This is a genomic window from Burkholderia sp. Bp8963, assembly GCF_003854275.1.
Classification (GTDB): domain Bacteria; phylum Pseudomonadota; class Gammaproteobacteria; order Burkholderiales; family Burkholderiaceae; genus Burkholderia.
In genome coordinates this window covers 1-22527 of the sequence record NZ_QTQP01000010.1, presented here as the reverse complement: position 1 = coordinate 22527, position 22527 = coordinate 1, and the positions used below count along the sequence as shown (strand labels likewise).

The window sequence follows — 22527 nt, the reverse complement described above, 5'->3', positions numbered from 1 at the left end:
GATTACTTGGCCTCCGCTTCAAAGTTGATTTCCTGGCCGGGCTTCAGGCAAACGTACGCCTTCTTCACGTCCTTGCGGCGGCCCATCGAACGGCCAAAGCGCTTCTGCTTGCCCTTCTGAACCAGCACGTTGACGGAATCAACTTCAACCTTGAACAGCAGCTCGACAGCCGCCTTCACTTCCTGCTTCGTGGCATCCGGTGCGACTTCGAACACGACTTGCTCGTTCTTGTCGGCAACCAGCGTCGCCTTTTCCGAGATCACCGGTGCGAGCAGGACCTGCATCAAACGATGATCGTTCTTGCGAATCTCGCTCATGACAGCAACTCCTCGATCTGGGCGACCGCAGCCTTCGTGACCAGCACTTTCTTGAAGTAGATCAGCGACAGCGGGTCAGCGTAGCGCGGCTCGACAACTGCCACGTGCGGCAGGTTGCGCGAAGCCAGGTACAGGTTTTCGTCGACCGTGTCGGTGATGATCAACACGGATTCGAGACCCATGGCCTTGAATTTTTCAGCCAGCAGCTTGGTCTTCGGCGCTTCGAGAACGATGTCCTCGACGACCGACAGACGGCCTTCGCGGGCCAGCTGCGAGAAGATCGAGCAGAGACCTGCGCGATGCATCTTCTTGTTGACCTTGTGCGAGAAGTTTTCTTCCGGCGAGTTCGGGAAGATACGACCGCCGCCACGCCACAGCGGGCTCGACGACATACCGGCACGAGCACGGCCCGTACCCTTCTGGCGCCACGGCTTCTTGGTCGTGTGCTTGACTTGCTCACGATCCTTCTGCGCGCGGTTACCCTGGCGAGCGTTCGCCTGGTAAGCAACGACGACCTGGTGGATCAGCGCTTCGTTGTAGTCACGGCCGAACACGACGTCCGACGCGTTAACCACTGCACCTTCCTGACCATTTGCGTTCAGGAGCTTGAGTTCCATTATTTCGCCCCCTTGGTCTTCACGGCCGGCGTCACGAAAACCTTGCCGCCCTTCGCGCCCGGAATCGCGCCCTTGACGAGCAGCAGCTTGCGCTCTGCATCGATACGAGCGATTTCGAGGTTCTGAACCGTCACCGTCTCGTCACCCATGTGACCCGTCATGCGCTTACCCGGGAAAACACGACCCGGATCCTGCGCCATACCGATCGAGCCCGGCACGTTGTGCGAGCGCGAGTTACCGTGCGTGGCACGGCCCGACGAGAAGTTGTAACGCTTGATCGTACCTGCGTAGCCCTTACCGATCGACACGCCTTGCACGTCGACCTTCTGGCCCACTTCGAACAGGTCCGGACCAACGATGGCGCCATTCGACAGCTCAGCTGCCTTGGCCGCATCGATGCGGAATTCCTTGAGGATTTCACCGGCTTCGACACCGGCTTTGGCAAGATGACCTGCCAGCGGCTTCGTCACGCGCGATGCACGACGGGAGCCGAATGCAACCTGCACGGCCGTGTAGCCGTCGGTTTCAACAGTCTTGATCTGCGTCACGCGGTTGTCCGACACGTCCAGCACGGTGACGGGAATCGAATCCCCTTCAGCCGTGAAGATACGGGTCATACCAACCTTGCGACCTACGAGTCCAAGGCTCATCGTTTTCTCCATTCCCGACTGCGATTGGTCGGGGCTGATTTACAAAATGCCGGGCACGCAAGGCCCGACTTTTTTACGCGAATACGCGAAAAGCCAAGCATTATAGCCGGGCCCTTCGTTTTTCGCAAGCAATCAATGACTTAGCGCCGTCCGGCGGGCCGAGCAGCGCTGGAAGCCTTACTGCAGCTTGATTTCCACGTCGACGCCAGCCGGCAGGTCGAGCTTCATCAGCGCGTCGACCGTCTTGTCGGTCGGATCGACGATGTCCATCAGGCGCTGGTGGGTACGGATTTCGAGCTGATCGCGCGACGTCTTGTTGACGTGCGGCGAACGCAGGATGTCAAAACGCTGGATGCGCGTCGGCAGCGGCACCGGGCCACGGACGATTGCGCCAGTCCGCTTCGCCGTGTCGACGATTTCGGCAGCCGATTGATCGATCAGACGATAGTCGAAAGCCTTCAGACGAATGCGGATTTTCTGTTGCTGCATGACAATTCCTTGAAAAGAGCGAGGCGATATTGCATCGCCAGATCAATAAAAGAACGTAAGACCGGGCTCCCACTGAGGGTGGGCGCCCGGTCCCGGGCACTACCAAACGCCGAATGATACACCACTCGGCGGATCGTCGATATTACTCGATGATCTTGGCGACGACGCCAGCACCGACGGTGCGGCCGCCTTCGCGGATTGCAAAGCGCAGACCTTCTTCCATCGCGATCGGCGCAATCAGCTTCACCGTGATCGACACGTTGTCGCCCGGCATCACCATTTCCTTGTCCTTCGGCAGCTCGATCGAGCCCGTCACGTCCGTCGTACGGAAGTAGAACTGCGGACGGTAGTTGTTGAAGAACGGCGTGTGACGGCCGCCTTCGTCCTTGCTCAGCACGTACACTTCAGCCGTGAAGTGCGTGTGCGGCGTGATCGAACCCGGCTTTGCCAGAACCTGGCCGCGCTCCACGTCTTCACGCTTCGTGCCGCGCAGCAGGATACCGACGTTGTCGCCTGCCTGACCCTGGTCCAGCAGCTTGCGGAACATTTCCACGCCCGTGCAGGTCGTCTTTACCGTCGGCTTGATACCGACGATTTCGATTTCCTCACCGACCTTCACGATGCCGCGCTCGACGCGACCCGTCACCACCGTGCCGCGACCCGAGATCGAGAACACGTCTTCCACCGGCATCAGGAACGCACCGTCAACCGCGCGCTCCGGCGTCGGGATGTACGTGTCCAGCGCGTCTGCCAGGTTCATGATCGCCACTTCGCCCAGCTCGCCCGTGTCGCCTTCCAGCGCCAGCTTGGCCGAACCCTTCACGATCGGCGTGTCGTCGCCCGGGAAGTCGTACTTCGACAGGAGTTCGCGAACTTCCATCTCGACCAGCTCGAGCAGTTCAGCGTCGTCCACCATGTCGCACTTGTTCAGGAACACGATGATGTACGGAACACCAACCTGACGCGCCAGCAGGATGTGCTCACGCGTTTGCGGCATCGGGCCGTCTGCTGCCGAGCAAACCAGGATCGCGCCGTCCATCTGCGCTGCGCCCGTGATCATGTTCTTCACATAGTCAGCGTGGCCCGGGCAGTCGACGTGTGCGTAGTGGCGGTTAGCCGTTTCGTACTCGACGTGTGCGGTGTTGATCGTGATGCCGCGCGCCTTTTCTTCCGGTGCCGCGTCGATCTGGTCGTATGCCTTCGCTTCGCCGCCGAACTTCTTCGTCAGCACCGTCGTGATCGCTGCCGTCAGCGTCGTCTTGCCGTGGTCGACGTGACCAATCGTACCAACGTTCACGTGCGGCTTGGTCCGCTCGAATTTACCTTTTGCCATGACTCTCTTCTTTCAAAAAAATAATCGGTTGGTAGATGCAGATTTACTTCGACTTCGCGCTGATGATCGCGTCAGCAACGTTGCGCGGAGCTTCAGCATAGTGCTTGAACTCCATCGTGTACGTTGCACGACCTTGCGTCAGCGAGCGCAGCGACGTCGAGTAGCCGAACATTTCCGACAGCGGCACTTCGGCGCGGACGATCTTGCCGCCACCAACCATGTCTTCCATGCCCTGGACGATGCCGCGACGGCCCGACAGGTCGCCCATCACGTTGCCCATGTAGTCTTCCGGCGTTTCGACTTCAACCGCCATCATCGGCTCGAGGACGACCGGGTTCGCCTTGCGCATCGCTTCCTTGAACGCCATCGAACCGGCCATGCGGAACGCGTTTTCGTTCGAGTCAACGTCGTGGTACGAACCGAACGTCAGGTGCACCTTCACGTCGACGACCGGGAAGCCAGCCAGCACGCCCGACTTCAGCGTGTCCTGGATACCCTTGTCGACCGCCGGGATGTATTCGCGCGGAATCACACCACCCTTGATCTCGTCGAAGAACTCGTAGCCCTTGCCCTGCTCGTTCGGCTCGAGCGTGATGACCGCGTGACCGTACTGGCCGCGACCACCCGACTGCTTGACGAACTTGCCGTCCACGTCCTTCGCCGTCGAACGGATCGTTTCGCGGTACGCAACCTGCGGCTTGCCGACGGTCGCTTCCACGCCGAATTCACGCTTCATCCGGTCGACCAGAATTTCGAGGTGGAGCTCGCCCATGCCCGAAATGATGGTCTGGCCCGACTCTTCGTCCGTTTGAACGCGGAACGACGGGTCTTCCTGTGCCAGGCGGTTCAGCGCGAGGCCCATCTTTTCCTGGTCAGCCTTGGTCTTCGGCTCGACAGCCTGCGAGATCACCGGCTCCGGGAACACCATGCGCTCGAGCACGATCGGGTGTGCCGGATCGCACAGCGTGTCGCCCGTGGTCGCTTCCTTCAGACCGACCGCAGCGGCGATGTCGCCTGCACGGACTTCCTTGATTTCTTCACGCTGGTTCGCGTGCATCTGCAGAATACGGCCGAGGCGTTCCTTCTTGCCCTTGGTCGAGTTCAGCAGCGTGTCGCCCGAGTTGACGACGCCCGAGTACACACGGAAGAAGATCAGCTGGCCGACGAACGGGTCGGTCATGATCTTGAACGCGAGCGACGAGAACTTTTCTTCGTCCGACGCCTTGCGCTCTGCTTCTTCACCGTTCTCGAGCTCGCCCTTGACCGGCGGGATGTCGACCGGCGACGGCAGGAAGTCGATCACGGCGTCGAGCATGCGCTGCACGCCCTTGTTCTTGAACGCGGTACCGCACAGCATCGGCTGGATTTCGCACGCGATCGTACGGTCGCGCAGCGCCTTGACGATGTCGGCTTCCGGCAGATCGCCTTCTTCCAGGTACTTGTTCATCAGGTCTTCGCTGGCTTCAGCAGCCGCTTCGACCATCTTTTCGCGCCATTCGGTGCAGGTGTCGGCGAGCTCGGCCGGGATGTCGACGTAGTCGAACTTCGTGCCTTGCGACGCTTCGTCCCAAATGATCGCCTTCATCTTCAGCAGATCGACCACACCCTTGAAGTTCTCTTCCGAGCCGATCGGCACCACGACCGGAACCGGGTTCGCCTTCAGGCGCAGACGGAGCTGGTCGTAGACCTTGAAGAAGTTCGCGCCGGTACGGTCCATCTTGTTGACGAACGCGAGACGCGGCACCTTGTACTTGTTCGCCTGGCGCCAAACCGTTTCGGACTGCGGCTGCACGCCGCCCACCGCGCAGTACACCATGCACGCGCCGTCGAGCACGCGCATCGAACGCTCCACTTCGATCGTGAAGTCGACGTGGCCCGGGGTGTCGATGATGTTGATGCGGTGTTCCGGATAGTTGCCGCCCATGCCCTTCCAGAAAGCCGTGGTAGCAGCGGACGTGATCGTGATGCCACGCTCCTGTTCCTGCTCCATCCAGTCCATCGTGGCAGCGCCGTCGTGAACTTCACCGATCTTGTGGTTCACACCGGTGTAAAACAGAATGCGCTCGGTCGTCGTCGTCTTGCCGGCGTCGATGTGAGCGCTGATACCGATATTGCGGTAGCGCTCGATAGGAGTCTTGCGAGCCACTTTGATCCTCTACTGGATTGACGCGATGCGACCCTGTCGCATCTCGCCTCAACACAAACGGGCGAGGCGCTCGAAAAGCGCACCCGCCCGGAATTTTTTTCCGCTAAAAGCCCAGCCTGGCGCTTAGAAACGGAAATGCGAGAACGCGCGGTTGGCTTCCGCCATGCGGTGAACCTCATCGCGCTTCTTCATCGCGCCGCCACGGCCTTCGGCCGCTTCGGAGAGCTCACCTGCCAGACGCAGAGCCATCGACTTCTCGCTGCGCTTCTTCGCAGCCTCACGCAGCCAGCGCATCGCCAATGCCATACGACGCGACGGGCGCACTTCGACCGGAACTTGATAGTTGGCACCACCAACGCGACGGCTCTTCACTTCCACCACCGGCTTCACGTTGTTGAGCGCAACCGTGAACACTTCCAGCGGGTCCTTGCCACCCTTGGTCTGGATCTGTTCGAATGCGCCATAAACGATGCGTTCTGCGACCGACTTCTTGCCGGACAGCATCAGCATGTTCATGAACTTGGCAACATCAACGTTACCGAACTTCGGATCCGGCAACACTTCCCGCTTGGGGACTTCGCGACGACGCGGCATGATTCTTCCTTTACTTGTTCAGTTGGAGCTGCATCCAGCTCCGCGGCCACCAACAAACCCGATCACATCTTCACGACTAACCAGCTTGGCCGGGTGACCACTTACTCGACAGCACCGGCAATCCGGCACTCCCGCCTTGACCGCCCTGCGGCGATCCCTGATCAAAAACTGCTTACTTGGCAGCCTTTGCACGCTTCGCGCCGTACTTCGAGCGCGCTTGCTTACGGTCCTTGACGCCCTGGGTATCCAGCGAGCCGCGAACCATGTGGTAACGCACACCCGGCAAGTCCTTCACACGGCCGCCGCGGATCAGCACAACCGAGTGTTCCTGCAGGTTGTGGCCTTCACCGCCGATGTACGAAATCACTTCGAAGCCGTTCGTCAGACGAACCTTGGCGACCTTACGGAGTGCCGAGTTCGGCTTCTTCGGCGTCGTCGTGTACACACGGGTGCACACGCCGCGACGCTGGGGGCAGTCCTGCAGGGCCGGGCTCTTGCTCTTCGTCGTTTCCGACTGACGGCCTTTGCGAACCAGTTGGTTGATGGTTGGCATTGTTTATTCCTGAAATTGAACAAAATCCGCACATCGATTTCGGGCAAAGCGAGAATCGAGGTGCGATTGACCTCCGGATCCGGAACACGGGCACGAACTTTCGCTCGCAACCTGTCCTACCGAGAACCGGAACCCAGCATCATATTCCGGAAATACCAAACAAGTCAACGGGTTGCGTGATTTTCCACAGCGAGGCGGCTGGTACTGCAGGCAGACCGGAAAGCCGTCGTCAGGCAGATTCGACGACGTCGATGATCTCGTCGCCGAAGCGCTCGAGCTTGCGGATGCCCATCCCTGGAATGTGGCGCAGATCGTCGATCGATTCTGGCGCGTTGCGCGCGATCTCGGCGAGGGTCGCATCGTGAAAGATCACGTAGGCCGGCACGCCGTCGGCCTTGGCCGTCTCCGCGCGCCATGCGCGCAGGGCGTCCCAGCGCGCGCGTTCGCGCGTGCCCATGCCGGCCGTCGGATCGACCCGCGTGCCGCTGCGGCTCGACGACTGCCGCGTGCGCTGCGGCTTCACGTAGCGCCGCAGGGTAACCTTCTCCGCCCCCTTCAACACAGGTTTCGCGGCCTCGGTCAGCACAAGCGCGCCGAAGCCGCCGTGGTCGACGGCCAGAAAGCCGTACGCGACGAGCTGACGGAAGATCGCCCGCCATTCCGGCTCCGACAATGACGCGCCGATGCCGAACGTGCTGAGCGTGTCGTGACCGCGCTGCAGGATCTTCTCGTTACGGCTGCCGCGCAGAATTTCGATCAGGTGGCTCGCGCCAAAGTTGAAGCCGCTCGCGCGCTGCGCGCGGAACGCGCACGACAGCGCCATCTGGGCCTCGCGGGTTGCATCCCACGAATCGGGCGGCTCGAGGCAGGTGTCGCAGTTACCGCATGGCTGGCTCGCCTCGCCGAAATAGTTCAGCAGGCGCACGCGGCGGCACGAGATCGTCTCGCACAAACCGAGCAACGCGTCGAGCTTCGACGTCTGCACGCGCTTGTGCGCGTCGTCCGCTTCGGACTCGTCGATCATCTTGCGCTGCTGGACGACGTCGCCGAGGCCGTACGCCATCCACGCATTCGCGGGCAGGCCATCGCGGCCTGCGCGGCCGGTTTCCTGGTAATAGCCCTCGACGCTCTTCGGCAGGTCGAGGTGCGCGACGAAGCGCACGTCCGGCTTGTCGATCCCCATCCCGAACGCGATCGTCGCGCACATCACGATGCCCTCTTCGCGCTGGAACATTTCCTGGTGCTTCTGGCGCACCTCGAACTCCATGCCCGCGTGGTAAGGCAGCGCACGCACGCCCTGCGCCTTCAGCCACTCGGCAGTTTCCTCGACCTTGCGGCGCGACAGGCAGTACACGACGCCAGCGTCGGTCGTGCCGTCCGCGTTCGTGTGCTCGGCGCGGATGAAATCGAGCAGCTGCGCGCGCGCGTTGTCCTTCTCGACGATCCGGTAGCGGATGTTCGGCCGGTCGAAGCTCGACACGAACACGCGCGCGTCGTCGAGCGCAAGGCGGTGGACGATCTCGTCGCGCGTGATCGCATCGGCGGTCGCGGTCAGCGCAATGCGCGGCACCGCGGGGAAGCGCTCGTGCAACACCGACAGCTGGATGTATTCCGGGCGGAAGTCGTGCCCCCATTGCGACACGCAATGCGCCTCGTCGATTGCGAACAGGCCGATCTTCGCGCGCTCGAGCAGGTCGAGGAAGCGCGCGGTCATCAGCCGCTCGGGTGCGACGTACAGCAGGTCGATCTCGCCTTCGCGCAACGCGCGCTCGGTGGCTGCGGCCTCGGCGCCGGACAGCGTCGAGTTCAGGTAGGCGGCGCGCACGCCGACTTCCGAGAGCGCGGCGACCTGGTCCTGCATCAGCGCGATCAGTGGCGACACGACGATGCCGGCGCCCTGCCCGGCCTCGCGGCGCAGCAGCGCGGGAATCTGGTAGCACAGCGACTTGCCGCCGCCCGTCGGCATCAGCACGAGGCAATCGCCGCCACCGGCGACGTGCTCGACGATCTCGCCCTGCTGGCCGCGAAACGCGGAATAACCAAAGACTTCGTCGAGGATTTCGAGGGCGCGGGACATGAATGAGAACGAGGGCGGCAAAACGATGACCCGGATTTTAACAACCCGCTCGCGAGTCGCGCGGCGAATCGCGCAACGTTGGCCATCCGGACGGGTTCCGTTCATACGCATGACGGGCCTGCGGCAGGCGCCGTTGCAAGCCCGTCATGCGCATGAACGACGGACAAAAAAAACCGCCCAGTCGAAACTGGGCGGTTTCAGCGACAGCGTAGCGAGGCGGCTCGCGCCGCCAGGCCTTACTCGGCTGCCGGATGCTGTTGCGGCTCTTCCGCAGGCGTGCTCGGCGTGCTCGGCGTACCGAAGTCGAACGCTTCTTCCGCTGCGATCTGGTCGAAACGCTCGCGATCCGACGATTCCTTCGCCTTGCGTGCCTTGTGGAACGCGAGACCCGTACCGGCCGGAATCAGACGGCCGACGATCACGTTTTCCTTCAGGCCACGCAGATCGTCGCGCTTGCCCATGATCGCCGCTTCGGTCAGCACGCGGGTCGTTTCCTGGAACGATGCCGCGGAGATGAACGAGTCGGTCGACAGCGACGCCTTCGTGATACCGAGGAGCACGTTGTCGTACGACGCCGGACGCTTGTCCTCGGCGATCATGCGATCGTTCTCGTCCAGCATGTCCGAACGCTCGACCTGTTCACCCGGGATGAAGCGCGTATCGCCGTTGTCGGTGATCTGCACACGACGCAGCATCTGGCGAACGATCACCTCGATGTGCTTGTCGTTGATCTTCACGCCCTGCAGTCGGTACACGTCCTGCACTTCGTCGACGATGTAGCGCGACAGCGCCTCGATACCCTGCAGACGCAGGATGTCGTGCGGATCGGCCGGGCCGTCCACGATCATTTCGCCCTTGTTGACGACCTGAGCATCGTGGACCAGCACCTGCTTTTCCTTCGCGATCAGGAACTCGTGCTGGTTGCCCTCGAGATCCGTGATGACGAGACGCTGCTTGCCCTTCGTGTCCTTGCCGAACGACGTCGTGCCGGTGACTTCCGCGAGAATGCCCGCATCCTTCGGCGAACGCGCTTCGAACAGTTCCGCCACCCGCGGCAGACCGCCGGTAATGTCACGCGTCTTCTGCGCTTCGGTCGGGATACGTGCCAGCACTTCACCCACCTGCACTTGCTGACCGTCCTTCACGGTGATCAGTGCGCCGACCTGGAAGCCGATCTGCACCGCGTGTTCCGTGCCCGGGATCTTCACTTCCTCGCCGTTCGCGTCGAGCAGCTTCACCTGCGGACGCACGCTCTTCGACGCCTGCGAACCGCGACGCTTCACGTCGATCACGACGAGGGTCGACAGACCGGTCACGTCGTCGATCTGCTTCGCGACGGTCACGCCTTCCTCGACGTTCTCGAACTTCACCGTACCACCGTACTCGGTGATGATCGGACGCGTCATCGGGTCCCACGTCGCGAGCTGCGTGCCGGCCTTGATGGTCGCGCCATCGAGCTGCAGCAGCGTCGCGCCGTACGGCACTTTGTGACGCTCGCGCTCGCGGCCGAAATCGTCGGTGATCAGCGCTTCGCCCGAACGCGAGATGACGATCTGCTCGCCCTTCGCGTTGGTGACGTAACGCATCGTCGCCGTGAAACGCACGATACCGTTGCTCTTCGCTTCGACCGACGAAGCCACTGCCGCACGCGATGCCGCACCACCGATGTGGAACGTACGCATCGTCAGCTGCGTGCCCGGTTCACCGATCGACTGCGCGGCGATCACGCCGACTGCTTCGCCGACGTTCACGAGCGAGCCGCGGCCGAGGTCGCGGCCGTAGCAGGCTGCGCACAGGCCGTAACGCGTTTCGCAGGTCAGCGGCGTGCGCACGCGCACTTCGTCGATGCCGAGACGTTCGATGTCCTCGACCGCCGTTTCGTCGAGCAGCGTGCCCGATTCGTACAGTGTTTCCTGCGTTTCCGGATTCACGACGTCCGCCACCGCGACGCGGCCGAGGATACGGTCGCGCAGCGCTTCGACGACTTCACCGCCTTCGACCAGCGCCTTCATCGCGACGCCGTTCGACGTGCCGCAATCGTCCTCGACCACGACCAGATCCTGCGTGACGTCGACGAGACGACGCGTCAGGTAACCCGAGTTAGCAGTCTTCAGTGCCGTATCAGCCAGACCCTTACGTGCACCGTGGGTCGAGATAAAGTACTGCAACACGTTCAGGCCTTCGCGGAAGTTCGCGGTAATCGGCGTCTCGATAATCGAGCCGTCCGGCTTCGCCATCAGGCCGCGCATACCGGCCAGCTGACGAATCTGCACCGCCGAACCCCGGGCGCCCGAGTCGGCCATCATGTAGATCGAGTTGAACGATTCCTGGCGCGTCTCGTTGCCGTCGCGGTCCGTCACCGGCTCCGTCGACAGCTGCTCCATCATCGCCTTGCCGACCGCTTCCGACGTCGCCGACCAGATGTCGACCACGTTGTTGTAGCGTTCCTGCGCGGTGACGAGACCCGACATGTACTGGCGGTCGTACTCCTTCACCTTCTTCGCGGCGTCGCCGACGATCGTTTCCTTCTGCGGCGGCACGAGCATGTCGTCGACGCAGATCGAGATGCCGGCGCGCGTCGCGAGACGGAAGCCCGACTGCATCAGCTGGTCGGCGAACACCACCGTCGCGCGCAGACCGCACTTGCGGAACGCCGTGTTGATCAGGCGCGAGATTTCCTTCTTCTTCAGCGGCTTGTTCAGCACCGAGAACGGCAGGCCGTGCGGCAGGATCTCCGACAGGATCGCGCGGCCGACGGTCGTCGCGTACAGCGAGATCTTCGGCACGAACTCCGGCGCGCCTTCCGACGTGTCCTCGTTGCGCACCATTTCGGTGATCCGCACGTTGACGCGCGATGCGAGCTCGACTTCCTTGTTCTCGTATGCGCGCAGCACTTCCGACACGCCCGTGAACGACAGGCCTTCGCCCTTCGCGTTGATCGCTTCGCGGGTCGCGTAGTACAGACCCAGCACGATATCCTGCGACGGCACGATCGACGGATCGCCGTTGGCCGGGAACAGCACGTTGTTCGACGCGAGCATCAGCGTGCGCGCTTCCATCTGCGCTTCGAGCGACAGCGGCACGTGAACGGCCATCTGGTCACCGTCGAAGTCGGCGTTGAACGCCGCGCAAACGAGCGGGTGCAGCTGGATTGCCTTGCCTTCGATCAGCACCGGCTCGAACGCCTGGATACCGAGTCGGTGCAGCGTCGGCGCACGGTTCAGCATCACCGGATGTTCGCGGATCACCTCTTCGAGGATGTCCCACACGACCGGCGTCTGGTTCTCGACTTCCTTCTTCGCAGCCTTGATGGTCGTCGCAACGCCCATCACTTCCAGCTTGTTGAAGATGAACGGCTTGAACAGCTCGAGCGCCATCAGCTTCGGCAGGCCGCACTGGTGCAGCTTCAGCGTCGGGCCGACCACGATCACCGAACGGCCCGAGTAGTCGACACGCTTACCGAGCAGGTTCTGACGGAAACGACCGCCCTTGCCCTTGATCATGTCGGCGAGCGACTTCAGCGGACGCTTGTTCGCGCCCGTCATCGCCTTGCCGCGGCGGCCGTTGTCGAGCAGCGAGTCGACGGCTTCCTGCAGCATCCGCTTTTCGTTGCGGACGATGATTTCCGGCGCCTTCAGCTCGAGCAGACGCTTCAACCGGTTGTTACGGTTGATCACGCGGCGGTACAGGTCGTTCAGGTCCGACGTCGCGAAACGGCCGCCGTCCAGCGGCACGAGCGGACGCAGTTCCGGCGGCAGCACCGGCAGCACTTCGAGGATCATCCACTCGGGCTTGATGCCCGAGCGCTGGAATGCCTCGAGGACCTTCAGGCGCTTCGCGTACTTCTTGATCTTCGCTTCCGAGCCGGTGTTCTTCAGCTCGGTGCGCAGCGTCTCGACCTGCTCGTCGATGTTGATCGCGCGCAGCAGTTCACGCACGCCTTCCGCGCCCATCTCGGCACGGAATTCGTCGCCGTATTCCTCGACCTTGTTGTAGTAATCCTCTTCGGTCATGATCTGCCGCGCCTTCAGCGGCGTCATGCCCGGTTCGATCACCACGTACGCTTCGAAGTACAGCACGCGCTCGATGTCGCGCAGCGTCATGTCGAGCACCATGCCCAGACGCGACGGCAGCGACTTCAGGAACCAGATGTGCGCGACCGGCGAGGCCAGCTCGATGTGGCCCATGCGCTCGCGGCGCACCTTCGCCAGCGTCACTTCGACGCCGCACTTCTCGCAGATCACGCCACGGTGCTTCAGGCGCTTGTACTTGCCGCACAGGCACTCGTAGTCCTTGATCGGCCCGAAGATCTTCGCGCAGAAGAGACCATCGCGTTCCGGCTTGAACGTACGGTAGTTGATGGTCTCCGGCTTCTTCACTTCGCCGAACGACCACGAACGGATCTTGTCCGGCGAGGCCAGACCGATCTTGATCGCGTCGAAAACTTCTTCCTGTTGGACTTGCTTGAATAGATCGAGCAGAGCTTTCATTGCTTTCTCTCCGTAGTCCGATTAATTGCGGTCGAGATCGATGTCGATACCGAGCGAGCGGATTTCCTTCACCAGCACGTTGAAGGATTCCGGCATGCCGGCGTCGATCACGTGATCGCCCTTGACCAGGTTTTCATAAACCTTGGTACGGCCGTTCACGTCGTCCGACTTCACCGTCAGCATTTCCTGCAGCACGTAGGACGCGCCGTACGCTTCGAGTGCCCACACTTCCATTTCACCGAAACGCTGGCCACCGAACTGCGCCTTACCACCCAGCGGCTGCTGCGTGACGAGCGAGTACGGGCCCGTCGAACGCGCGTGCATCTTGTCGTCGACCAAGTGGTGCAGCTTCAGGTAGTGCATGTAGCCGAGCGTCACGCGACGTTCGAACATTTCACCCGTGCGGCCGTCGTACAGACGAACCTGGTTCTTCGACGGGTTCATGCCGAGCTGTTCGGCGATCTCGTCCGGGAATGCCAGGTCGAGCATCTTCGCCATTTCTTCTTCGGTCGCACCGTCGAACACCGGCGTGGCGAACGGCACGCCTTCGCGCAGGTTCTTCGCCAGTTCGAGGATCTCGTCGTCGCTGAAGCTTTCCAGATCTTCCGCGCGGCCCGACTCGTTGTAGATCTTCGTCAGGAAGATGCGCAGTTCCTCGATCTTCGCCTGACGCTGCAGCATTTCGCCGATACGCCAGCCGAGACCCTTCGCGGCCCAGCCGAGGTGCACTTCCAGAACCTGACCCACGTTCATCCGCGACGGCACGCCGAGCGGGTTCAGCACGACGTCTGCCGGACGGCCATCGGCCATGTACGGCATGTCTTCGATCGGAACGATCTTCGACACGACACCCTTGTTACCGTGACGGCCTGCCATCTTGTCGCCAGGCTGCAGGCGGCGCTTCACCGCGAGGTACACCTTGACCATCTTCAGCACGCCCGGCGGCAGTTCGTCGCCTTGCGTGAGCTTCTTGCGCTTCTCTTCGAACGCGAGGTCGAACTGGTGACGCTTCTCTTCGATCGAGTTCTTGATCGCTTCGAGCTGAACCGCTGCCTCGTCGTCCGCCAGGCGGATGTCGAACCAGTGGTAGTGGTCGAGGTCTTCCAGGTAAGCCTGGTCGATCTTCGTGCCCTTCGCGAGCTTCTTCGGACCGCCGTTCGCGACCTTGCCGACGAGCATGCGTGCGAGACGCTGGAACGCGTCGCCTTCCACGATGCGCAGCTGGTCGTTCAGGTCGAGACGGTAGCGCTTCAGTTCGTCGTCGATGATCTGTTGCGCACGCTTGTCGCGCTGGATGCCTTCACGCGTGAAGACCTGGACGTCGATCACGGTACCGCTCATGCCCGACGGCACGCGCAGCGACGTGTCCTTCACGTCCGATGCCTTCTCGCCGAAGATCGCGCGCAGCAGCTTCTCTTCCGGCGTCAGCTGGGTTTCGCCCTTCGGCGTGACCTTGCCGACCAGCACGTCGCCCGCTTCGACTTCCGCACCGATGTACACGATGCCCGATTCGTCGAGACGGCCGAGCTGGACTTCTGCCAGGTTCGAGATGTCGCGCGTGATTTCTTCCGGCCCGAGCTTCGTGTCGCGTGCAACGACGTTCAGCTCTTCGATGTGGATCGACGTGTAGCGATCGTCCGCAACCACCTTCTCCGAGATCAGGATCGAATCTTCGAAGTTGTAGCCGTTCCACGGCATGAACGCGATCAGCATGTTCTGGCCGAGCGCGAGCTCGCCCAGGTCTGTCGAGGCGCCGTCGGCCAGCACGTCGCCGCGCGAGACCTTGTCGCCCATCTTCACGATCGGACGCTGGTTGATGTTCGTGTTCTGGTTCGAACGCGTGTACTTGATCAGGTTGTAGATGTCGACACCGACTTCACCCGCGACTGCTTCGTCGTCGTTCACGCGAATCACGATACGGCCTGCGTCGACGTAGTCGACGACGCCACCACGGTACGCCTGAACCGTCGTGCCCGAGTCGACCGCGCAGGTGCGCTCGATGCCCGTACCGACGACCGGCTTCTCCGGACGCAGACACGGCACGGCCTGACGCTGCATGTTCGAGCCCATCAGTGCGCGGTTCGCGTCGTCGTGCTCGAGGAACGGAATCAGCGAGGCTGCAACCGACACGATCTGCGACGGCGCGACGTCCATGTACTGGATACGGTCCGGCGTGACCATCATCGTTTCGCCGGCTTCACGCGACGACACGAGTTCGTCGATCAGCGTACCGGTTTCGTCGATCGCGGCGTTCGCCTGCGCGATCATGTAGCGGCCTTCTTCGATCGCCGACAGGTAATCGATCTGGTCGGTCACCTTGCTGTCCACGACCTTGCGGTACGGCGTCTCGAGGAAGCCGTACTCGTTCAGGTGCGCGTACAGCGCGAGCGAGTTGATCAGACCGATGTTCGGACCTTCCGGCGTTTCGATCGGGCACACGCGGCCGTAGTGGGTCGGGTGCACGTCACGGACTTCGAAGCCCGCGCGCTCGCGCGTCAGACCGCCCGGGCCCAGTGCGGAAACACGGCGCTTGTGCGTGATTTCCGACAGCGGGTTGGTCTGGTCCATGAACTGCGACAGCTGCGACGAACCGAAGAACTCGCGGATCGCCGACGAAATCGGCTTCGAGTTGATCAGGTCGTGCGGCATCAGGTTTTCGCTTTCGGCCTGGCCGAGGCGTTCCTTGACCGCGCGTTCGACACGCACGAGGCCGGCACGGAACTGGTTTTCCGCCAGTTCGCCGACGCAACGCACACGACGGTTGCCGAGGTGGTCGATATCGTCCACTTCGCCCTTGCCGTTGCGCAGTTCGACGAGGATCTTGATCGTCGCGAGGATGTCGTCGTCCTGCAGCGTCATCGGGCCGGTGATCTCGTCACGGCCGACGCGGCGGTTGAACTTCATACGGCCGACCTTCGACAGGTCGTACGCTTCTTCGCTGTAGAACAGGCGGTTGAACAGTGCCTCGACCGCTTCTTCGGTCGGCGGCTCGCCCGGACGCATCATGCGGTAGATCGCGATGCGCGCGGCCGTCTTGTCGGCCGTTTCGTCGACACGCAGCGTCGACGAGATATACGGGCCCTGGTCCAGGTCGTTCGTGTAGAGCGTCTGGATGTCCTTGATGCCCGCGTCGCGCAGCTTGTCGAGCACGCTTTCCGTGATCTCTTCGTTCGCGTTCGCGATCACTTCGCCCGTATCGCCGTCGACGACGTTCTTCGCCAGCACGCGGCCGAGAAGGTAGTCTTCCGGCACCGAAATGTACTTGGTCTTCGCAGCTTCGAGATCGCGAATGTGCTTCGCGTTGATCCGCTTGTCCTTCTGGACGATGACCTTGCCGTCACGGTCCGTGATGTCGAAACGCGCGACTTCACCGCGCAGGCGCTCCGGCACGAACTCGAGTTGCGCGCCTTCGTCCATCAGCGTGAAGTTGTCGAACACGAAGAAGTTCGCGAGGATCTGTTCCGGCGTGAGGCCGATCGCCTTCAGCAGGATCGTGACCGGCATCTTGCGGCGGCGGTCGACGCGGAAGTACAGGATGTCCTTCGGATCGAATTCGAAGTCGAGCCACGAGCCGCGGTACGGAATGATCCGTGCCGAGAACAGCAGCTTGCCCGAGCTGTGCGTCTTGCCCTTGTCGTGCTCGAAGAACACGCCCGGCGAACGGTGCAGCTGCGAGACGATCACACGCTCGGTGCCGTTGATGACGAACGAGCCCGTCGGCGTCATGAGCGGAATTTCGCCCATGTACACTTCCTGCTCCTTCACTTCCTTGACGACCGGCTTGTTCGGCGATTCCTTGTCGAGGATGACGAGGCGCACCTTCGCGCGCAGCGCGGAGCAGTACGTCAAGCCTCGCTGCTGGCATTCCTTGATGTTGAACGCCGGCGAGGACAGCGCGTAGCTCACGAACTCGAGACGCGCAAAACCATTGTGCGAAACAATGGGAAATACCGATGTGAAAGCGGCTTGCAAACCTTCAGGCTTGCGTTGCGCCATCGGAACATCGGCTTGCAGAAACGTGCTGAATGATTCAAGCTGGGTAGCCAGCAAGAAAGGAACTTGGTGAACGATGGGGCGCTTCGCGAAACTCTTGCGAATGCGCTTCTTCTCGGTGAAGGAATATTGCATACGATCTCCGAATCACGGCGGGTGCTATCGAGGCGGAATACCTGGACGTGTCAAACCCGAGTGTTCACCGACTGAGACCCGATGGCCGTCCGACGGCTTGAACGAGCCGAGAAGCTTGGTGGTTGGCCGCTACCAACCGCTGGCTGACGGCAGCGGATGCCTGTGTTGCCCGCTACCCGACCAAACTTGCCTTCTGCAGTCGCTTCAGAAGACAAAGAGAAGCGCCAATCGCCATGCAATGACAACGATTAGGCGGTTATCTTTGGCCTCTGGGGGTGATTATTCGGGCTCCCGAAAGAGTGCCAGAATAACGTCCCCACAAAGCACAAAAAGGCCGGCGGTGGAAATACCGCCAGCCTTCGCACAGCGCGTCGAAACTTACTTGATTTCGGCCTTCGCGCCTGCGTCTTCCAGCTTCTTCTTGGCTTCGTCAGCAGCAGCCTTCGGCACTGCTTCCTTGACGGGCTTCGGTGCGCCGTCAACCAGGTCCTTCGCTTCCTTCAGGCCCAGGCCCGTCAGTTCGCGAACTGCCTTGATGACTGCAACCTTGTTGCCGCCTGCTTCGAGCAGCATGACCGTGAATTCGGTCTGCTCTTCAGCAGCAGCAGCAGCGCCGCCGCCTGCCGGGCCAGCGACTGCAACAGCAGCTGCCGACACGCCAAACTTCTCTTCGAACGCCTTGACCAGTTCGTTCAGTTCCAGAACGGTCATCCCTTCGACTGCTGCCAGGATGTCTTCTTTTGCGATTGCCATTTGAAATACTCCTAAATTGAATACGGATACAGCCAGCGATCAGTGACGCTGATGCACGTTCGATTACGCAGCTTCGGCTTGCTTCTTCTCAGCCAGCGCGGCCAGAGCGCGCGCAAAGCCGGAAACAGGCGATTGCATAACGAACAGCAGCTTCGAGAGCAGTTCTTCACGGCTCGGGATGCTTGCCAGCGCTTGCACGCCAGCCTTGTCCATCACCTTGCCATCGAACGAACCAGCCTTGATGACCAACTTGTCATTGCTCTTGCTGAAGTCGTTGACGACCTTCGCAGCAGCAATTGCATCTTCCGAGATGCCGTAGATCAGGGGGCCAGTCATCTGCTCTGCCAGCGGAGCAAACGGCGTACCTTCAACGGCGCGACGCGCCAGCGTGTTCTTCAGAACGCGCAGGTAAACCTGTTGCTCACGCGCTTTCGCGCGCAGCTTGGTCAGATCGCCAACCGCAATTCCACGATACTCAGCCAGCACAACGGTCTGGGCCTTCGCGACTTGCGCGGCAACCTCAGCGACGACGGCTTGCTTGTCTTCTCTATTAAGCGGCACGGTTAGCCTCCAGAAACGATACGTTCGGCGCGGCCGGCATGGCCGAAACCTCACGTACCTCGTTCAACAACGGCGTCCGACCTCGTTAGGAGTATTTCCACCTCACGCCGCGAATCGCTTCGCGGCCTGCGGCTTCACCACTGCAAAACTTTTTCGGGTTCGCCATCTGCGTTGGCTTGAATTAAGGGATCGCCTGACTGCTGCTCTCCCACCAACGGTCTTTGATAACCGGTTGCCCGCCCAACTGCACGAACAACCGCCCAAAGCCCTTTAGGGCCGCTGCGCGATGCGAAGCGGCCCGAATTCTTGCTTACTGCGCGGCCAGCGTAGCTTGGTCGACACGCACGCCGACGCCCATCGTGCTCGACAGTGCGATCTTGCGCAGGTACACGCCCTTGCTCGTTGCCGGCTTCGCCTTCTGCAGCGCTTCGATCAGCGCCGACAGGTTCGAACGCAGCGCGGTCGGCTCGAACGATGCACGGCCGATCGTCGCGTGGATGATACCGGCCTTGTCGACGCGGAACTGGACCTGACCAGCCTTCGCGTTCTTGACGGCGGTCGCGACGTCCGGCGTCACGGTGCCGACCTTCGGGTTCGGCATCAGGCCGCGCGGGCCGAGGATCTGACCCAGCGTACCGACGATACGCATCGTGTCCGGCGAAGCGATCACGATATCGAAGTCCATCTGGCCAGCCTTGATCTGCTCTGCCAGGTCTTCCATACCGACGATTTCCGCGCCAGCTGCACGTGCTTGCTCAGCCTTCTCGCCTTGCGCGAACACGGCAACGCGAACCGACTTGCCCGTACCGGCCGGCAGAACGACCGAACCACGAACGACCTGGTCCGACTTCTTTGCATCGATGCCGAGCTGGACCGCAACGTCGATCGACTCGTCGAACTTCGCGCTTGCGCATTCCTTCACGAGCGACAGAGCGTCTTCGATCGCGTACAGCTTCTGACGGTCGACCTTGGCGGCAAATGCCTGACGGCGCTTGGAGATCTTAGCCATTTACACACCCTCCACGGTGATGCCCATCGAGCGTGCGCTACCAGCGATGGTGCGAACGGCTGCGTCCAGGTCAGCTGCCGTGAGGTCCGGCATCTTGGTCTTCGCGATTTCTTCAGCTTGAGCGCGCGTGATCGAACCGACCTTGTCGGTGTGCGGCTTGCTCGAGCCCTTGTCCACCTTCGCCGCCTTCTTGATCAGGACGGTCGCCGGCGGCGTCTTCATCACGAACGTGAAGCTCTTGTCAGCGAATGCCGTGATGACCACCGGCACCGGCAGACCCGGCTCCATGCCTTGAGTCTGCGCGTTGAACGCCTTGCAGAACTCCATGATGTTCAGGCCGCGCTGGCCCAGTGCCGGACCGACCGGCGGCGACGGGTTGGCTTTACCTGCAGGAATCTGCAGCTTGATAAAGCCGACAATCTTCTTTGCCATTTGAAAACCTCGTTGGAACGCCAAGCGGCGTTCGGTGAGTGATAACGCGCGTTCGCCGCTGGCTACTGACGCTCCTCAACAGCCATGACGCGGGCCGTAAGCGCGAAGGTGGGCAGCCGAGGCTGCCCACCGAATCGGGATCAAACTTTTTCGACCTGGCCGAATTCGAGTTCGACCGGCGTAGCGCGACCGAAGATCGTGACCGACACACGCACACGCGATTTTTCGTAGTTCACTTCTTCGACGGTGCCATTGAAGTCCGTGAACGGGCCTTCCTTGACCCGCACCATCTCGCCGACCTCGAACAAGGTCTTGGGGCGCGGTTTCTCGACGCCTTCCTGCATCTGCGACATGATCTTCTCGACTTCCTTGGGGGAAATCGGCGTCGGGCGGTTACGCGCACCGCCGACGAAACCGGTGACCTTCGCGGTATTCTTCACGAGGTGCCACGTTTCGTCCGTCATTTCCATTTCCACCAGCACGTAGCCGGGGAAGAAACGACGCTCTGTCACAGCCTTGTGGCCGCCTTTGACTTCGACCACTTCTTCGGTCGGAACCAGGATCTGACCGAATTTGTCCTGCATGCCAGCACGTTCGATGCGCTCCTGAAGCGCACGTTGCACGCTCTTCTCCATGCCGGAGTAGGCGTGCACTACGTACCAACGCTTTCCGCTCGGGGATGCCGGAATATCGCTCATATCATTTCCAACCCAGAATCGCCGAGAAAATCACCCACTCGATGGATTTGTCGCTCAACCAGAGGAAAATTGCCATCACGAGCACGAAACCGAACACGACGAGTGTGGTTTGCGTTGCTTCCTTGCGGGTGGGCCAAACGACCTTCCGGACTTCCTTGTACGAATCCTTGGCAAAAGCGATCAGGCTCTTGCCAGGCGCGGACATCAGCCCGACGGCCACGCCGGCGATCAAACCTACCGCCAATGCGGCACCGCGGACATACCATTGCTGGCCACCGAGCCAGAAGAAGCCCACGAATCCGGCCAACACCAACAATACGCCCAGGGCCAGCATCAGCTTATCGCCGGAGGTATTTACAGTTTCGACGGATGGATTCGCCATAACACCTTAAAACAAACGCCACGCTGGACACGTGGCTATTTTTTGGCAGGGGCAGAGGGAATCGAACCCCCAACCTTCGGTTTTGGAGACCGACGCTCTGCCAGTTGAGCTATACCCCTAGACCATTGTTGGGGCCGGCTGGCGCCAGCCCCAAAACTGTCGATCAACGAATAACTGGCTTACTCGATGATCTTGGCGACGACGCCAGCACCGACGGTGCGGCCGCCTTCGCGGATTGCAAAGCGCAGACCTTCTTCCATCGCGATCGGCGCAATCAGCTTCACCGTGATCGACACGTTGTCGCCCGGCATCACCATTTCCTTGTCCTTCGGCAGCTCGATCGAGCCCGTCACGTCCGTCGTACGGAAGTAGAACTGCGGACGGTAGTTGTTGAAGAACGGCGTGTGACGGCCGCCTTCGTCCTTGCTCAGCACGTACACTTCAGCCGTGAAGTGCGTGTGCGGCGTGATCGAACCCGGCTTTGCCAGAACCTGGCCGCGCTCCACGTCTTCACGCTTCGTGCCGCGCAGCAGGATACCGACGTTGTCGCCTGCCTGACCCTGGTCCAGCAGCTTGCGGAACATTTCCACGCCCGTGCAGGTCGTCTTTACCGTCGGCTTGATACCGACGATTTCGATTTCCTCACCGACCTTCACGATGCCGCGCTCGACGCGACCCGTCACCACCGTGCCGCGACCCGAGATCGAGAACACGTCTTCCACCGGCATCAGGAACGCACCGTCAACCGCGCGCTCCGGCGTCGGGATGTACGTGTCCAGCGCGTCTGCCAGGTTCATGATCGCCACTTCGCCCAGCTCGCCCGTGTCGCCTTCCAGCGCCAGCTTGGCCGAACCCTTCACGATCGGCGTGTCGTCGCCCGGGAAGTCGTACTTCGACAGGAGTTCGCGAACTTCCATCTCGACCAGCTCGAGCAGTTCAGCGTCGTCCACCATGTCGCACTTGTTCAGGAACACGATGATGTACGGAACACCAACCTGACGCGCCAGCAGGATGTGCTCACGCGTTTGCGGCATCGGGCCGTCTGCTGCCGAGCAAACCAGGATCGCGCCGTCCATCTGCGCTGCGCCCGTGATCATGTTCTTCACATAGTCAGCGTGGCCCGGGCAGTCGACGTGTGCGTAGTGGCGGTTAGCCGTTTCGTACTCGACGTGTGCGGTGTTGATCGTGATGCCGCGCGCCTTTTCTTCCGGTGCCGCGTCGATCTGGTCGTATGCCTTCGCTTCGCCGCCGAACTTCTTCGTCAGCACCGTCGTGATCGCTGCCGTCAGCGTCGTCTT

The 22527-nt window shown here is 61.5% G+C and carries 18 protein-coding genes and 1 tRNA gene; all 19 read right to left on the bottom strand.

Going from position 1 to position 22527, the window contains the following annotated elements; translation table 11 throughout:
- Nucleotides 1-2 precede the first annotated feature (2 nt).
- Complete coding sequence (rplW, locus tag DID96_RS10635; RefSeq protein ID WP_004199275.1) at nt 3-317, bottom strand: 50S ribosomal protein L23; 315 nt, start codon at nt 315-317, stop codon at nt 3-5.
- On the bottom strand, nt 314-934 hold the full coding sequence (rplD, locus tag DID96_RS10630; RefSeq protein ID WP_042582908.1) for a 50S ribosomal protein L4: 621 nt from the start codon (nt 932-934) through the stop codon (nt 314-316). Before rplD ends, rplW begins: the two co-directional genes overlap by 4 nt.
- On the bottom strand, nt 934-1584 hold the full coding sequence (rplC, locus tag DID96_RS10625; protein ID WP_124599309.1) for a 50S ribosomal protein L3: 651 nt from the start codon (nt 1582-1584) through the stop codon (nt 934-936). Before rplC ends, rplD begins: the two co-directional genes overlap by 1 nt.
- Nucleotides 1585-1761: 177 nt before the next feature.
- A complete protein-coding gene (gene rpsJ, locus DID96_RS10620; protein ID WP_004199280.1) occupies nt 1762-2073 on the bottom strand; it encodes a 30S ribosomal protein S10 in 312 nt (103 codons plus the stop codon).
- A 142-nt stretch (nt 2074-2215) separates the two neighbouring features.
- Nucleotides 2216-3406, bottom strand: a complete 1191-nt coding sequence (gene tuf / locus DID96_RS10615) for an elongation factor Tu (RefSeq protein WP_017333531.1) — start codon at nt 3404-3406, stop codon at nt 2216-2218.
- Between the two features lie 43 nt (nt 3407-3449).
- Complete coding sequence (gene fusA / locus DID96_RS10610) at nt 3450-5552, bottom strand: elongation factor G (RefSeq protein ID WP_124599308.1); 2103 nt, start codon at nt 5550-5552, stop codon at nt 3450-3452.
- Nucleotides 5553-5675: 123 nt separating this feature from the next.
- On the bottom strand, nt 5676-6146 hold the full coding sequence (rpsG, locus tag DID96_RS10605; protein ID WP_006477195.1) for a 30S ribosomal protein S7: 471 nt from the start codon (nt 6144-6146) through the stop codon (nt 5676-5678).
- Between the two features lie 172 nt (nt 6147-6318).
- Nucleotides 6319-6699: a 30S ribosomal protein S12 gene (rpsL, locus tag DID96_RS10600; protein WP_006400662.1), complete on the bottom strand. Its 381-nt coding sequence runs from the start codon at nt 6697-6699 to the stop codon at nt 6319-6321.
- Nucleotides 6700-6928: 229 nt separating this feature from the next.
- On the bottom strand, nt 6929-8776 hold the full coding sequence (gene recQ, locus DID96_RS10590; protein WP_124599306.1) for a DNA helicase RecQ: 1848 nt from the start codon (nt 8774-8776) through the stop codon (nt 6929-6931).
- A gap of 236 nt (nt 8777-9012) precedes the next feature.
- Complete coding sequence (rpoC, locus tag DID96_RS10585; protein WP_124599305.1) at nt 9013-13266, bottom strand: DNA-directed RNA polymerase subunit beta'; 4254 nt, start codon at nt 13264-13266, stop codon at nt 9013-9015.
- 21 nt (nt 13267-13287) lie between these two features.
- Nucleotides 13288-17394: a DNA-directed RNA polymerase subunit beta gene (gene rpoB / locus DID96_RS10580; protein WP_124599304.1), complete on the bottom strand. Its 4107-nt coding sequence runs from the start codon at nt 17392-17394 to the stop codon at nt 13288-13290.
- 378 nt (nt 17395-17772) lie between these two features.
- Nucleotides 17773-18147: a 50S ribosomal protein L7/L12 gene (gene rplL / locus DID96_RS10575; protein ID WP_011350669.1), complete on the bottom strand. Its 375-nt coding sequence runs from the start codon at nt 18145-18147 to the stop codon at nt 17773-17775.
- Nucleotides 18148-18210: 63 nt separating this feature from the next.
- Nucleotides 18211-18708, bottom strand: a complete 498-nt coding sequence (gene rplJ / locus DID96_RS10570) for a 50S ribosomal protein L10 (RefSeq protein ID WP_038715103.1) — start codon at nt 18706-18708, stop codon at nt 18211-18213.
- A gap of 310 nt (nt 18709-19018) precedes the next feature.
- A complete protein-coding gene (gene rplA, locus DID96_RS10565) occupies nt 19019-19717 on the bottom strand; it encodes a 50S ribosomal protein L1 (protein WP_006482906.1) in 699 nt (232 codons plus the stop codon).
- Nucleotides 19718-20149 carry a 50S ribosomal protein L11 gene (gene rplK / locus DID96_RS10560; protein WP_006753591.1) on the bottom strand — a complete coding sequence of 144 codons (432 nt, stop codon included), beginning with the start codon at nt 20147-20149 and terminating at the stop codon, nt 19718-19720.
- 140 nt (nt 20150-20289) lie between these two features.
- On the bottom strand, nt 20290-20847 hold the full coding sequence (gene nusG / locus DID96_RS10555; protein ID WP_060001114.1) for a transcription termination/antitermination protein NusG: 558 nt from the start codon (nt 20845-20847) through the stop codon (nt 20290-20292).
- Between the two features lies 1 nt (nt 20848).
- On the bottom strand, nt 20849-21229 hold the full coding sequence (secE, locus tag DID96_RS10550; RefSeq protein ID WP_124599303.1) for a preprotein translocase subunit SecE: 381 nt from the start codon (nt 21227-21229) through the stop codon (nt 20849-20851).
- Nucleotides 21230-21272: 43 nt separating this feature from the next.
- A tRNA-Trp gene (locus DID96_RS10545) sits at nt 21273-21348 on the bottom strand.
- A gap of 60 nt (nt 21349-21408) precedes the next feature.
- The coding region (gene tuf, locus DID96_RS10540) for an elongation factor Tu (RefSeq protein WP_124599302.1) at nt 21409-22527 on the bottom strand (1119 nt) is incomplete at its 5' end.

Bases quoted from the DNA above. Each gene is read 5' to 3' on its own strand.
- rplW (WP_004199275.1), bottom strand. From the start codon at position 317: ATGAGCGAGATTCGCAAGAACGATCATCGTTTGATGCAGGTCCTGCTC.
- rplD (WP_042582908.1), bottom strand. From the start codon at position 934: ATGGAACTCAAGCTCCTGAACGCAAATGGTCAGGAAGGTGCAGTGGTT.
- rplC (WP_124599309.1), bottom strand. From the start codon at position 1,584: ATGAGCCTTGGACTCGTAGGTCGCAAGGTTGGTATGACCCGTATCTTC.
- rpsJ (WP_004199280.1), bottom strand. From the start codon at position 2,073: ATGCAGCAACAGAAAATCCGCATTCGTCTGAAGGCTTTCGACTATCGT.
- tuf (WP_017333531.1), bottom strand. From the start codon at position 3,406: ATGGCAAAAGGTAAATTCGAGCGGACCAAGCCGCACGTGAACGTTGGT.
- rpsG (WP_006477195.1), bottom strand. From the start codon at position 6,146: ATGCCGCGTCGTCGCGAAGTCCCCAAGCGGGAAGTGTTGCCGGATCCG.
- rpsL (WP_006400662.1), bottom strand. From the start codon at position 6,699: ATGCCAACCATCAACCAACTGGTTCGCAAAGGCCGTCAGTCGGAAACG.
- recQ (WP_124599306.1), bottom strand. From the start codon at position 8,776: ATGTCCCGCGCCCTCGAAATCCTCGACGAAGTCTTTGGTTATTCCGCG.
- rpoC (WP_124599305.1), bottom strand. From the start codon at position 13,266: ATGAAAGCTCTGCTCGATCTATTCAAGCAAGTCCAACAGGAAGAAGTT.
- rpoB (WP_124599304.1), bottom strand. From the start codon at position 17,394: ATGCAATATTCCTTCACCGAGAAGAAGCGCATTCGCAAGAGTTTCGCG.
- rplL (WP_011350669.1), bottom strand. From the start codon at position 18,147: ATGGCAATCGCAAAAGAAGACATCCTGGCAGCAGTCGAAGGGATGACC.
- rplA (WP_006482906.1), bottom strand. From the start codon at position 19,717: ATGGCTAAGATCTCCAAGCGCCGTCAGGCATTTGCCGCCAAGGTCGAC.
- rplK (WP_006753591.1), bottom strand. From the start codon at position 20,149: ATGGCAAAGAAGATTGTCGGCTTTATCAAGCTGCAGATTCCTGCAGGT.
- nusG (WP_060001114.1), bottom strand. From the start codon at position 20,847: ATGAGCGATATTCCGGCATCCCCGAGCGGAAAGCGTTGGTACGTAGTG.
- secE (WP_124599303.1), bottom strand. From the start codon at position 21,229: ATGGCGAATCCATCCGTCGAAACTGTAAATACCTCCGGCGATAAGCTG.